A 13082-nucleotide genomic window follows, 5' to 3' on the forward strand; every position below is an offset into this window, starting at 1 on the left:
CATAGCGGTTTACCGAGATGGCGCGGGGTGGAGCAGCCCGGTAGCTCGTCAGGCTCATAACCTGAAGGCCGCAGGTTCAAATCCTGCCCCCGCAACCATCTTTACTTGCGATGACCCCGCCCCTAAAGCGGGGTTCTTCGTTTGTGCGGAAATCGTAAGGATTCCAGCAAGATCGCCCTGAACGTCGATCTCCACCTTGCCCTCCACCGGCCTCAGCACGATCGTGTCCACCACCAAGCGCAGTATGCTCGCCGCCTCGATCCGCTTCTCCTTCTCTTTGTAGCGGGCGTAGATCGCGACCTTCAATGCACCTCTCCTTTCGGCATCAGGAGGTGCGTTTCCCCCGTCGCCTCATCATCTTCACTTCTTCCGCGAAGCACTCCCGCGCTGCCTGCCGTGCCAGAAAGTCGACCAGACCCAGAAAGCGCGGATCGGGGTTGCCACGAGGTGTAAAGGTAAGTTCCAGTTCGTCGATCAGCAAGGATTCGAGGAGCTCTTCGCGCTCTCTTCTTGACATCTTCGCTTTGTTGCCGGGTGGGTGCAAGGTCATGCCCTGCAGAATTCGCGTGAGGATCAGTATAAGCAACTGAAATTAAAGGCGTATATTCGGCGGTGGACGGCGTGCCTTCGGCGGCTACGGCAAAGCTTGGCGCACTTCCGCGTGCCGCAGCATATGGAAAATACTGGCGCCAACGCGCAGTATTGTTCTGCATTACTGCTTTATGGCGCGAGTCTCGTGGCATCGCTGACATCCCTTGTTTATGATGTTAATATCGGCTATATATCAGGATATAGAACGGAGACCCGTCATGAGCAATGCCGCACAGAAGAGAGCAATCGAGAATTATCGCGCACGGCTGACGCAGCGCGGCTTCAAGCGCTTCGAGGTCCTGGCGCTAGAATCCGACCGCGAACTGATCCGGTCGCTTGCCCGCCAACTAGCTGAAGAGGGGCCGGAAGCGGAGCAGGCGCGGGCGGCGGTCAAGGCCCTCGTCGCGAGTGAGCCGCCGAAATCCGGCGGTATCCTGTCCGCCCTCCGCCGCTCGCCTCTGGTCGGCGCTGATGTCGATCTGTCGCGCCCCCGCGAGGAAGGGCGCAGGGTCGAGCTGTGACGCGTTATCTCCTCGATACAAACATCATCAGCAATATCGTCAAGCCGCAGCCCTCGGAAGCGCTGTTGGCATGGTGGATCGAACAGAAGGATGAGAACCTGTTCGTCGCTTCGCTCACCATCGCGGAAATCCGGCGCGGCATTCTGGAGAAGCCGCGCGGCAAGAAGCGAGACGCCCTTGATGCCTGGTTCTCGGGGCCGGAAGGTCCGCAGGAGTTGTTCGCCAACCGTATCCTTACGTTCGACGACAAGGCAGCTTTGATCTGGGCGCGATTGATGGCCGAAGGCAAAGCCGCAGGTCGTCCGCGCAGCGCACTCGACATGATCATCGCTGCCGTCGCCGGTGCTAACGACTGCGTGGTGGTCACGGACAACGGAAAAGATTTCGCCGGTATCCAATTCGTCAATCCTATGAGGGATGGCAACTGATGTCTTGGTTGGGTGACAGATTCTCGGGAGAGAGGCATGGCTGAAACGCAGATCGAGTGGACGGATTCGACTTGGAATCCAGTTGCCGGGTGTTCGATTGTGACCGCTGGCTGCACGCATTGCTATGCCATGGAAATGGCTAAACGCCTCGAGGCGATGGGCGTGGAGAAATATGCGGGGCTGACCCGCAAGACTGGACGGTGAACTGTCTAAAATGGCGTGGTACGCGAGGATCGGGAGGCGCTGTCGATTCCGCATCGCTGGTGCAAACCCCGAAAGATCTTCGTAAACTCGATGAGTGACCTGTTTCATGAGCAGGTCAGCGACGCCTTCATTCTCGAAGTTTGGCAGGTGATGCGCGAGACGCCGCGCCACAACTATCAAATCCTCACGAAGCGGCCGGACCGAATGACGGAGCTGGTTTCCGGCAAGATTGGCGAAGTCCTGCCCAACGTCTGGCTCGGCACCAGCATTGAAAACGCGGATGTCGTCGATCGTGTTGAGCATCTGCATAGGGCGCCCGCTGCGATCCGGTTCATTTCTTTCGAGCCATTAATTGGTTCGGTTGGGGCCGTTGATCTACAGGACATCCACTGGGCAATTGTGGGCGAGCCGGTTTCTCTCCTGACCGGCCTTCTCACCTGCGGATGCTGCGGCGGCAAGTTCGGCATCGTCACGCCTAGCCGCTATGCCTGCCTCAACCATCACAGGCGGGGCACCTGAGACAATGGTCGGTCCATCACCCGTGAGCAGATCGAGGCGCGGGTTCTGTCCGGCATCAAGGACAAACTTGTCTCGTCGCGTGCGGTCGCGAGGCTGCCGAGGAGATGAACCGGCTGAATCATGACCGACGTGCGCAGGCGGCAACCGACCGGAAAAATCTCGCGAAGATCGAAAAGGCTATCGCCGGGATTATTTCCGCCATCGAGGATGGCATGTACCAGCCGTCCATGAAGGCGCGCATGGATGACCTCGAACGACAGAAGGCGGATATCACCGCCCGCCTGTCACAGGCCTCCGCCGACATGCCCAGAACGTTGTCATCCTCTACCGGCTGCGGGTGGAGCGTCTGACGGAAGCGCTTGACGATCCAGACGGAGGCAGGCAGGCGGCGGAGGCGTTGCGCTCGCTGATCGGCGAGATCGTACTGACCCCTAGCATAAAGCGCGGCGACGTTCATGCAGAGCTACGCGGCGAGCTGTTTGGCATTCTCGGCTTTGCCAATGCGGAAGCGGGAGGCCGCAGAACAGCCCTTTTATGCCATTCGTTGAAGCGAGCCCCCGCAACCAAATCAAAACAACAGCCCGCAAGATCGAAAGGTCGGCGGGCTTTTTTGGCGTTCTAAGGCAGAACAAAGCAATGGTCGGTGTCAATCAGGAGTCAAGAGGGTGTTGATTAGTGAGATTAGTATTGTAAGGGGTGGCGGTTAGTGTCCTGTCTGGGGCGCCGAGTTGAGCCTATGTGCGGCCAGCTTCCCCCTGACTGCGCCACGGTCGCCGGCCTTCGAGCGGGGAGCTTCCCACGCAACGCCCCCGATTGTCAGAGTGCGGACAGGATTTTAGTTTCGGGTTGAGGACCGGGCGAGAGGCTTCCGCGGCTGCTCGTCGACAAACTCGCCGCCGTGCTTTGATGGCGGGCCTCGCTGGCGAGATGTTCGGCGAGTCTGATGGCCAAGGCGACGGCGGGAAGCGTGGGGTTCGCTTGTCCGGACGTAGCGAAAACGGAGCTGCCGGCGATATGGAGGTTAGCGATGTCGATGACGCGACAGTTGTGGTTGACGATGGCGTGGTTGCGGTCCACGCCCATCTTGGTCAACCCGATCTGATGGTATCCGTCTTTGGCTTGCGCGGCGATATGCTCTTCGAGGTTTTCGGGGGCTGCGTCGAATATCAGCTTGCCTATCTTGCGCTCCTTGAGCCAGCGATCCAAGGCGACATGTGCTTGGAGCGTCCCGCGAAAATCCTGAGGCAGATATCGGAATGAGACGTCGAGCTTGAACTGGCCGTCCGCATCTTGCTCTGGCTTGAGGAAGACGCGGCTTGAACTGCTTGGAATTTGCTCCCCATGGTAGCGAAGGCCGTATTTCATGTCTGGCCTGCGCAGCAGAACATATGGTTCGGCAAAGCTGAATTTTTGGCGAAGCAGCCCCAGCGCGGAAGAGGTCGCGCCAAGGGGATTGCGCAGTACATTATGCAGAGCATTATAGTAACGGAATCGGTCGGCTTCGCCCCATGTCGCCTTGTGGACGAAGGACTTCCGACTGTTCCAGAGATGTAGCAGCGAGAGCGCCGTGTCGGCCTCACCGAAAGCGGCCCTACGGTTCGTCGGCCAAAAAGCGATATTCGGCAGCTCGTGTGCCCGTTGCAATTGGGGGGCGGGTTGAAACCGGTTACACACGAAGGTTCCGGTGGATGTGCGCTTAAAAAGATACCGTTCGGCATGCTCTTTGGTGGCGAATTCGATCTGCGCGATCTGTCCAGCGAGATGTCCCATGTAGAAGCGCCCAAGCGGCCCATCGCTTCCGCCGAACAATTGCGGAAACGCCAGCTGGAGGTTCAGTAGGAGCCGGGTATTACCTCTGCCGCCACAGGCCAGCACATATTGGTCTGCGCACACCTTGTACGAACCACCGCGGCAGGCAATCGACATGGAATGTACGCGCGCCTCAACCGGATCGAACGCCAGAGCTTTGATCCTCGCGTCCAGGGCGACGAAGAGGTTCTTCGAAGAAGCGAGCTCGGCGCTGTTGGCCTTCGCTGTGTTGCGTATTCGTGTCCAGCTTTCCCGGGATGATGGGAAATCAGTCTCCGGTTCCGGCTCCGATCGCTCGCCGGCGACGTTGCTGCTCAAAAGAGCCCGTGCCCGCTGATAAAAAGGCGAAATCTCTTCGTGAGCAATAGGCCAACCGGAGTGTGCGACATAATCTCTTGCCTCGAAGTCTATATCATCCAGCTCAACGCATTGCCCACCCCATCGTTTGGACGTGCCGCCAAGTCCGGTGGCCGAAGTAAGTCGGTCCGCAGCGTGATAGATATCGTCTTCTATGTCGAAGCCTGTTTCGTTTCGTTGGGGTCGTTTCGATCGTTTCGGCCCCGCTTCGAGAAGCAGCGTTCGCATGCCGCGCCTGCTCAATTCAAGCGCAGCGGCAATACCGACCGGGCCAGCGCCCGCGACGCACACGTCAAACGCCTGTTGAAAGACCTCTAAACCCGCAAACATCTGCCCCCCACTTTTGAGCCAGCGCCCTTTTAGCCGCCACCGCAATCACCCTTCCGTCCCCTCGTGGCACTGCGGATCAGTCTTGGCGGGATCGCCAGCGGATTGAAGACGGAGGCGCCAACTGACACGGCACGCTAGAGTTTCACTATCCGCAGAACAACTTCGCCTAAAGTAGGATGATTTTGCTCGTCACCTCGATCAAAAGGATTAGTGGCAGCTTCCGCCAGCGCATTGTCCGGCGTGAAATCCGTTGGTCTCCCGTCAGGAACTCGACCGGGCGCTGACGATCGTCGAACATCGATCCTCGCGGGTTGACGCGCCGGACATCGGATAAAGCAGGAGGAATGCCATGAAAGCCGTTCGGACGGATCAGGAAATCGAATGTCCGGAAATCGACGCCGGGCTAGGGGCGCGCGGCGTCGAGCTCGTCTCGCTGCCCGACGGCGCGTGCCGGAGGACAGGCTGAGGCGCGAGGTGGCTGAAGCCGACCTCCTGCTCTTGTGCTACACGCCGATCACCGCCCGCATCATCGCCGCGGCTAGGCGCCTCAAGGTGTGGCGGCGACGTCGTAATATGAGCGAAATTCATATAGCGTCCCGAAATCACAAGTCTCTGCGTGATCAAGCCCCGCAACCAAATCAAAAAAAGCCCGCCAGGCGAAAACCGGCGGGTTTTTTGTTTGCCGCGCAACCGCACGACGGCTTGAGCGCCTCGAAAGCGGCCAGCAAGCAGCCGCCCCATGCGCCGACGTGCGACTCGCATCCTCAATCCATTGTTCAGATTGAGAGAATCGTAATTCAACACGCCAGTCCAGACACCCGCGCACAGGTCTCCTAGTGCCGCACGGGCTTCGGGGTGGTATCGAGCAGGTCCATTACCCGAGGGCACGACACTAGGAGGTCACACAGTATGACGAAGTCATCCGGGTCCCTTGGTGCCGCCGACAAATGAAACCAGTCCGGGTTCTCTCCCCTTGGTGACCACACAAGCCGCTCCTCCAGAAGATAGACGCCGTAGACGACTTCAATTTCGCCGCGGACCGCCAAGTTCAGGCGCGAACGAATGCCATACCCGGTCAGCGCCGCGTTTAGCGCTATCGCTACCTCAATCAGTGTGGTCCGATATCCCGGCCGGCGTACGACCTCGGTCCCATACACCCGCTCCAGCCAGGTCGCGCCAAGCTGGATGACGATCAGTATGCTGTCCAGGATTTGACGCAGATCCTTCTGCGTCATGATTTGCATATATTTTGCTGGCTTCAGATAGACGTCGACGGCCGCCGAAACGGCCCCGCACCCGCTGTGGCCGAGGATGACTATCGTGCGCAGGCTATCCTTGAGATGATCAACCGCATAGCTCAGACTGGCCGTGACGTCGTCGCCCATGCCATTGCCGGCCACCCTGACGACAAACAGGTCGTTCGGGCCTTCGGAAAAGATCAGCTCCACCGGAACACGCGCATCGGCACAACCGACAATTGCCGCAAACGGTTGCTGTTTGGGTGCCGCGCTGCGCCCGGGAAGAAGGCCGACATCATGCGGGTCGACAGCGATGTTCAGCTTTGCGGGTGGTGACGAGGTGATCCGGTCAAGGAGTTCGGCGAAGGCCCGGTTTCCAGACTCGAGTCTCGACCGGGCAGCGTTCGCATCCGGTGGTAGGGGCCTATACACAGCATCGAACGCGAACCGGTATGTCACTTCGGCCAACCAGGTCTGATCCTCCTTCGAGGCGCCCTCGAGCAGCTTCTTTGCCATCTTGCAGTCTCCTTCGACAGTGATCGAAACAGGGGCGGCAATGCAAATCCGTGACTTTCCACATTAACACTTTCACGCGTGGGCGCACCTCTAAACCAAACTGCGCGTGTCATACGGCTAAGGCCGTGCATCCAGACGGGAGCCGGCGTGCCGCCGGCGACCCATGAACCGCAGGCCGCGGCTCTGGGCAGATCGCTGGGGACTTAGGCCGAAGGTGTATCGCACCATACAGCCGGCTCGTTGTTGTGATTATGATGGGCGTGGTGTGGGTGTTGGTACATTCGTGACGTTATCGTTGGCCCATGTCGTGATCGGGTGGACCTGCCCGGTGATATGATCCCGCAAGTAGGTTTCCTGACCTGCCAGGCCCATTGGATAAAGCTTATTTCGGCTGGCCTCGTAGTCAGCACTCTGGTCGGTACAGAGGCGAATGCGCATATCCTGCGGCGCGACACCGGTCCGGTTCGGCAGATGATCCACAAGCACTGCATCTGGGGACAGCGTTCCATCGAAGGCGTGCGTCAGATATTGCGCGGATCTTTCGTTGCGTTCCCGTTCTGTCGTGGCGCCCAAGATGACCACCATCACGCGCCTTCCATTTCGAGTTGCGAGCCCGACGATATTTCGTCCGGATGCACATAGGAAACCAGTCTTCATCCCGATGGTGCCGCTGAAACGCGTCAACAACAGATTGTTGGACTTGATCTCTTTACCGTCGATCGTGACTGCCGAAGCCAGGAAGAAGCGGCGATATTCAGGAAACATCCGGTCCACTTCCAACCCAAGGATCGCAAGATCGCGGGCAGTCGTGTAATTCTCTCTGTCAAATAGACCGTTTGGATTGGTAAAATGCGTGCCCGTAAGCCCGATGCGGGCCGCCGCTTCATTCATTCGCCGAACGAAAGACGTTTCGCCGGAAGCGACTACTTCTGCCAAGGCTACAGCGACGTCATTTGCTGAAGCCGTAATCGTGGCAAAGAGCGCGTCTTCGAGGGTCATTGTCCGGCCGAAGGTCAGGCCGGATTCGAGAAACGCCTGTTTCGTTGCGTTGCGGGTCATGGTGACCGGTGTCGTCAGTGTCACCTCGCCAGACCGAAGGGCTTCAAACACGACGAACGCGGTCATGAGCTTGGTCGTCGAGGCCGGATACCAGGGTACGCCGGCATCTTCCTGATAGAGAACTTGATGGCTGTCGGCATCCACGACGAGTGCCGGCGTTGCATTCGCCGGTGTCCACAAAAAAAGGGATGCCATAAACACCAATCTTTTCAAAGGTTTTCCGGCGATTATGTTTTTCGTCATGTGCCAGTCTCCGGGGAAGGCGTCCTAATGACATGATGTGCCGCGGGGCACAAGCGTTCGCTGCGGCGCGTCGGAGGCGCGTTGCTTCGCTAGGTAACGCGACGCTGCCGAAGGCGAGGGATCTTCGCGATTGGCTATCGATGGTCATGCGGGGTGGGGAACGCACTAGCCTTGCGACAGTGCGCGCGCAGTCGCGAAGAAGGCCTGTATTGACTTGCTGCTACGGCGATCCTTCAGGCAGATCAGCTTTTCATGCATCGAAAGCGGCTGGTGTTCGAGCGCGATCTTCACCAGCCTCGGATCGTTGTCGAACTCCGCTTCGGACACAACCCCGAGACCCATGCCCGCGGCAACGATCCGCCGGACGGCTTCGCGTCCTTCGGCCTCGATTGCGTAGCGGAGGGTCACCCCTTGCGCCCCCGCGAGCTTCTCCAGCATCTGCCTGGTGCGTGAACCCTGCTCCCTCATGATCAGGGGCCATGCTCTTAACGCCTCAAGCGGAATGCTCGTCCGCGTCGCCAGGGGATGCGATTTCGCGGCGAAGAGCACGACAGGGGAGACATTGAGCGAAAAGACCTCGAACGGGCGCTCATCGGTCAATTCGCCAAGGACGCCGACGTCCACGTCGTAGGCAAGCAAATCCTCCACGATGCTGTTGGAATTGCCGCCGACGATCTTGATCTGAATGCCGGGAAACCGCGCCTGGAAGACGGTGAGCACGTCCAGGACGTGATCCACCGAATCGGCTGCGATCCTGAGCATGCCTGCCCGCAGCGATCGCTCCTCCTGCAGGACCTCGAGGGCTTCGCCTTCGGCATCGAACAGGCGGTGGGTCGCCGCCAGGAGCCGGGAACCTGCCGGTGTCAGCTCGATCTGACGGCGCTTTCGAACGAATAGGGCGACGTCGTATTCCTCCTCCAGCCAGCGCACCTGGTCGGAAATGGCAGGCTGCGTGAGGTGCAATGCTCGGGCAGCTTGCGAAAAACTGCCGGCAAGAGCCACGTGATGGAAAGCCCGAAGCTGGACATAGCGCATGACAGGCGGAAGCCCCCAAGGTGATGCATCGGCATCGAAGAATTCTTAATTTGTCTCATTAATATCGATTTTGTTCACTCTCCGATAGATGCGATAGCTTGCACGCAGCTGCACGATGATCGGAGAAAGCGATGAAAGCCACAGCATCCGCCCTGGTTCACACGGAGGGCGAAGCCAACACATCGGCAGCGCGCGGGGCCTGGAACGCCCGGATGGGCGACGAACGGACGAACTCCCTCGTAGCGCGCGACGCCGCCGCCTTCCTGCACCAGAGCCTGTCAAGCCCCTGCCTGACCGCCATCGCCAAGGCGGAGGGCATCTGGATCGAGGATACCGCCGGCCGGCGCTACATGGACTTCCATGGAAACAGTGTTCACCATATCGGCTACGGCCATCCCCGGCTGAAACAGGCAATCAAGGCCCAGATCGACGATTTGTGTTTTGCGCCGCGTCGTTTCACCTGCGAACCTGCCGTCGAGCTTGCCGAGATGCTCGGCAGTCTTGCGCCCGGCGATCTCGGCAAGGTCTTGTTCACCACGGGTGGATCGGATGCGATCGAAGTCGCACTGAAGCTGGCGCGCGCTGCGACCGGCCGGTTCAAGACGCTCTCCTTCTGGGATGCCTTCCACGGCGCCGGCTTCGGCGCGTCGAGCGTCGGCGGCGAGGCGACCTTCCGCTCGGGCATAGCCGGCCCGCTCCTGCCGGGCGCCGAACACGTCGCGCCCTGGGCGAACCGCCACTGCGGCTATGGCCAGGACAATCTCGAAAGTTCCGCGCGCGCCTGCGCCAACATGATCTCCTACGTCCTTGCCCGCGAGGGCGATTTTGCAGCGCTGGTCGCCGAACCGATGCGGGCGACGCCCAATCCACCGGCGCCGGGCTTCTGGAAACAGGTGCGTGAGGCCTGCGACCGGCACGGAACCTTGCTGATCTTCGACGAAATTCCGACCGGCCTAGGCAAGACCGGCCGCTTCTTTGCCTGCGAGCACGACGACGTCGTTCCCGACATCCTCGTGCTTGGAAAATCGCTCGGTGGCGGCATTTTGCCGATCGCGGGCGTGGTCGCCAGGCGCGATCTCGACGTGGCGGGCGACTATGCCATCGGCCACTACACGCACGAAAAGAACCCGGTGACGACGCGCGCGGCTCTGACCACCATTTCCATCATCATCGAGGAGGGGCTTGCGGAGCGCGCCGCCGAACTCGGCGGCTATGCGATGGAGCGGCTCAGCACTTTCGCCGAACGCTGCGCGGCGGTCGGGGATGTGCGCGGCCGCGGCTTGCTTTTCGGCGTCGAGATCGTATCCGACCGGACGGATTTCACGCCGGACAATGCGCTGGCGGAGCGGGCCTATTATCGCTGCATGGAAGCGGGGCTGAGCCTGAAGATCAGCCAGGGCAACGTCATGACGCTCTCGCCGCCCATGGTGGTCTCCCGCCAAGAACTCGACCGGGCGCTGACGATCGTCGAACAATCGATCCTCGCGGGTTGACGCGGCGGACATCGGATAAAGCAGGAGGAATGCCATAAAAGCCGCACGGATCAGGAAATCGAATGATCGACGCCGGGCTACGGGCGCGCGGTGTCAAGCTCGTCTCGCTGCCCGACGGCGTGCCGAGGACAGGCTGATGCGCGAGGTGGCTGAAGCTGACCTCCTGCTCTTGTGCTACACGCCGATCACCGCCCGCAGGGATGGCTGCTGACCGAGATCATGCGGATCGACGGTGAAAGCACAGATGCGAGGTAGGTTCGGCAATTGCCAGAAAGGCGAGCAGATCCTCTTTCGAGAGCGCGGCGCAACCCGCAGTCGGCGAATAGGTCGGTTGGGCGACATGCAGAAAGATCGCGCTGCCCGCGCCGGCGACCGGCGGGTCGTCATTGTGTCCCAATACGACTACAACGTCATAGAGATCGTCATGTCGCCAAAGCTCTTCATGGCTCGCGGCGAAGGGTAGCTTCACCTGGCAATTGTAGTCTGGGTGCGAGGGGGCGTCGCACCAGCCGTCCAACCTGTCGATCTCATGGCAGGGGAACTGCGTTGTCGGCTTGGCCATCCGGTCTGCCCGGTAGAAAATCTGGCGGATCGGCCAACGGCCCACGGGGCTGACGCCATCGCCCTCGACCTTGTCTGTATGCAAGCCGCCGCGGCCGACGGCGCAGCGCCAGCGCTTGTCTCCAAATGTGGCTTGCCAGCCGTCCCCGTCTCGCGAAACGATCAGATCCACGCTCAACTCCTTCCTTCTTGAAATCTCACAGACCCAGGGGAAAATGACACGCGACTGGCCGGCCGCCCCGATCGGACAGGGCCGGTTCCTCCGTCCTGCAGATCGCCTGAGCGTAAGGACAGCGCGTCTGAAATCGACATCCGGTAGGCAAGTTCATCGGGCTCGGAATGTCGCCGACCAGCAACGGCTTTTCGCGGTTCCGCTGATGTGGATCGGCGCGCGGAACCGCCGAAATCAGAAACATCGTGTAGGGGTGACGCGGATTGGAAAATATCTCCTCCGTCGTGCCGACCTCCACCATCCGCCCGAGGAACATCACGCCGACGCGGTCAGCGAACTGGCGAACCACACTCAGATCGTGCGTGATGAACAGATAGGTCAGCTTCAGCTGTTCCTGAAGATCGCGGAGCAGGTTCAGGACCTGCGCCTGAATCGAGACGTCCAGCGCCGAAACTGCCTCGTCGCAGACCACGAATTCAGGGCTGTTGGCGAGAGCGCGGGCGATGCCGATGCGCTGCCGTTGCCCGCCGCTGAACTGATGCGGGTAACGGCGCAACAAGGTTCGCCGCAGCCCGACCATGTCGAGCAGTTCGCCGCAGCGTTCCTCGATCTGGGCCTCTGTTCCGAAGCGGTGCGTGCGCAGCGGTTCGGCCAGAATGTCCTTGATCCGCATCCGGGGATTGAGCGAGGCAAACGGGTCCTGAAAGACGATCTGGAGCTTCTTGCGCATCGCCCGCATCGCTGAATCGTTCAGCGCGTGAAGGTCCTGGCCGCGATACCGCACGGTGCCCGCGGTCCGGTCGAGGAGCCGCAGCATGACACGGCCAAGCGTGGTCTTGCCGCAGCCCGACTCGCCCACCAGCGCGAATGTCTCTCTCTCGTAGATATCCAGACTGACGCCGTCCACGGCACGGATCACCTGATCCCGTCGGCCGAAGAAACTTGTACCGATAGGATAGTGCTTGCTAAGCCCGTCGGTTGAGATGAGGACTTCGCTCACAGCTTTCCTCCCTGTTTGTCGTGAAGCCAACAGCGGGCCTTGTGACCATTGCCGAGATCCGTCAGTTCGGGTTGCTGCACCCGGCAGATGGGCATCGCGTCCCCGCATCGGGGATTGAAACGACAGCCCGTGGGAAGTTTGGCGAGGTTGGGCACCACACCCGGAATGCTGTTCATGCGTTCCGCCGAGCGCTTTTCCGTCGCCTTCGGGATCGATGCGAGAAGTCCGCGCGTATAGGGATGCGATGGCCGGTCGAAGAGGTCGAAGACGTTGGCTTGCTCGACGATTTGACCCGCATACATCACGTTCACCTCGTCGCACATCTCTGCGATGATACCGAGATCATGGGTGATCATGACGATCGCGGTGCCGACCCTGTCGCGTAGCGCCATCATCAGCCGCAGGATTTGCGCCTGTGTCGTCACATCCAGCGCGGTCGTCGGCTCGTCCGCGATGAGAAGCTTCGGTTCGCAAATCAGTCCCATGGCGATCATCGCCCGTTGCCTGAGACCGCCCGACAGCTGGTGCGGATAGACGTCGAGACGCGCCGCAGGTTCCGGTATGCCCACCGTTTCGAACATGTGCAGAACCTTGTCGCGGATAGCACGCCGACCGAGATTCGTGTGAATCGAAAGAGGCTCTCCGACCTGCTGGACCATGGTTCTCACCGGGTTCAGGGATGTCATCGGCTCCTGGAACACCATCGATAGTTGACGGCCGCGGTTGCGCCGCAGTTCTTCGGCGTTCAGCCGTGTCAGGTCGGTGCCGTTCAGCATAATGCTGTCGGCGCTTACCTTTCCCTGGGGGGATGCCACCAGCCCCATCAGCGACAGCGCCGTCACGCTCTTGCCGGAGCCGGATTCTCCCACCAGGCCCACTATTTTGCCACGGCCGACGTCGAACGACACGCCGTCGACAACCTTGACGGAGCCGCGCTGGGTCTGGAATTCCGTGCGCAGGTTGCGCACGCTTAACAATATGCTCTGATCTGTCATCGCAGCGCCCG

At 60.3% G+C, this 13082-nt stretch carries 12 protein-coding genes, 1 tRNA gene and 1 pseudogene; 6 read left to right on the plus strand and 8 right to left on the minus strand.

Features of this window, described 5'->3' with window-relative positions; genetic code table 11:
• Positions 1 to 21: 21 nt before the first annotated feature.
• Positions 22 to 98, plus strand: a tRNA-Met gene (locus ASD52_RS20790).
• A gap of 227 nt (positions 99 to 325) precedes the next feature.
• Here the strand turns inward: ASD52_RS20790 and ASD52_RS20795 are convergent.
• Positions 326 to 586 (minus strand): hypothetical protein, encoded by a 261-nt coding sequence (locus tag ASD52_RS20795; RefSeq protein WP_234908109.1) that lies wholly within the window; start codon positions 584 to 586, stop codon positions 326 to 328.
• A 223-nt stretch (positions 587 to 809) separates the two neighbouring features.
• Between ASD52_RS20795 and ASD52_RS20800 the strand changes: the two genes are divergently transcribed.
• The 4 genes and pseudogenes from ASD52_RS20800 to ASD52_RS39415 all read left to right on the plus strand — a co-directional run bounded on the left by ASD52_RS20800 (position 810) and on the right by ASD52_RS39415 (position 2613).
• A complete protein-coding gene (locus ASD52_RS20800) occupies positions 810 to 1112 on the plus strand; it encodes a hypothetical protein (protein ID WP_057208403.1) in 303 nt (100 codons plus the stop codon).
• Positions 1109 to 1540 (plus strand): PIN domain-containing protein, encoded by a 432-nt coding sequence (locus ASD52_RS20805; protein ID WP_057208401.1) that lies wholly within the window; start codon positions 1109 to 1111, stop codon positions 1538 to 1540. Before ASD52_RS20800 ends, ASD52_RS20805 begins: the two co-directional genes overlap by 4 nt.
• Positions 1541 to 1576: 36 nt before the next feature.
• A pseudogene (locus ASD52_RS20810) lies at positions 1577 to 2149 on the plus strand (DUF5131 family protein); the annotation flags it as partial.
• 218 nt (positions 2150 to 2367) lie between these two features.
• Positions 2368 to 2613, plus strand: coding sequence for a hypothetical protein (locus ASD52_RS39415; protein ID WP_057225427.1), 246 nt, complete (start codon positions 2368 to 2370; stop codon positions 2611 to 2613).
• Between the two features lie 466 nt (positions 2614 to 3079).
• Here the strand turns inward: ASD52_RS39415 and ASD52_RS20820 are convergent, their stop codons facing one another.
• The 4 genes from ASD52_RS20820 to ASD52_RS20835 form a co-directional block, all read right to left on the minus strand.
• Positions 3080 to 4759 carry a GMC oxidoreductase gene (locus ASD52_RS20820; protein ID WP_057225429.1) on the minus strand — a complete coding sequence of 560 codons (1680 nt, stop codon included), beginning with the start codon at positions 4757 to 4759 and terminating at the stop codon, positions 3080 to 3082.
• 833 nt (positions 4760 to 5592) lie between these two features.
• On the minus strand, positions 5593 to 6513 hold the full coding sequence (locus tag ASD52_RS20825; protein ID WP_057225430.1) for a carbonic anhydrase: 921 nt from the start codon (positions 6511 to 6513) through the stop codon (positions 5593 to 5595).
• A gap of 249 nt (positions 6514 to 6762) precedes the next feature.
• Complete coding sequence (locus ASD52_RS20830; RefSeq protein ID WP_057225432.1) at positions 6763 to 7815, minus strand: D-alanyl-D-alanine carboxypeptidase family protein; 1053 nt, start codon at positions 7813 to 7815, stop codon at positions 6763 to 6765.
• 165 nt (positions 7816 to 7980) lie between these two features.
• Complete coding sequence (locus ASD52_RS20835; protein ID WP_057225434.1) at positions 7981 to 8850, minus strand: LysR substrate-binding domain-containing protein; 870 nt, start codon at positions 8848 to 8850, stop codon at positions 7981 to 7983.
• A gap of 131 nt (positions 8851 to 8981) precedes the next feature.
• Between ASD52_RS20835 and ASD52_RS20840 the strand changes: the two genes are divergently transcribed.
• Entirely contained in the window at positions 8982 to 10343 is a 1362-nt protein-coding gene (locus ASD52_RS20840) for an aspartate aminotransferase family protein (protein ID WP_057225436.1), read from the plus strand.
• A 217-nt stretch (positions 10344 to 10560) separates the two neighbouring features.
• Here the strand turns inward: ASD52_RS20840 and ASD52_RS20845 are convergent, their stop codons facing one another.
• The 3 genes from ASD52_RS20845 to ASD52_RS20855 form a co-directional block, all read right to left on the minus strand.
• The gene (locus tag ASD52_RS20845; RefSeq protein WP_057225438.1) at positions 10561 to 11076 is read right to left on the minus strand and encodes a L,D-transpeptidase family protein; all 516 of its coding nucleotides are present in this window, start codon (positions 11074 to 11076) and stop codon (positions 10561 to 10563) included.
• Between the two features lie 25 nt (positions 11077 to 11101).
• Positions 11102 to 11983: an oligopeptide/dipeptide ABC transporter ATP-binding protein gene (locus tag ASD52_RS20850; RefSeq protein WP_277996388.1), complete on the minus strand. Its 882-nt coding sequence runs from the start codon at positions 11981 to 11983 to the stop codon at positions 11102 to 11104.
• A gap of 89 nt (positions 11984 to 12072) precedes the next feature.
• Positions 12073 to 13071: an ABC transporter ATP-binding protein gene (locus ASD52_RS20855; RefSeq protein ID WP_025431469.1), complete on the minus strand. Its 999-nt coding sequence runs from the start codon at positions 13069 to 13071 to the stop codon at positions 12073 to 12075.
• Positions 13072 to 13082 lie beyond the last annotated feature (11 nt).

The organism is Ensifer sp. Root142, from assembly GCF_001426785.1.
Classification (GTDB): Bacteria; Pseudomonadota; Alphaproteobacteria; order Rhizobiales; family Rhizobiaceae; genus Ensifer; species Ensifer canadensis.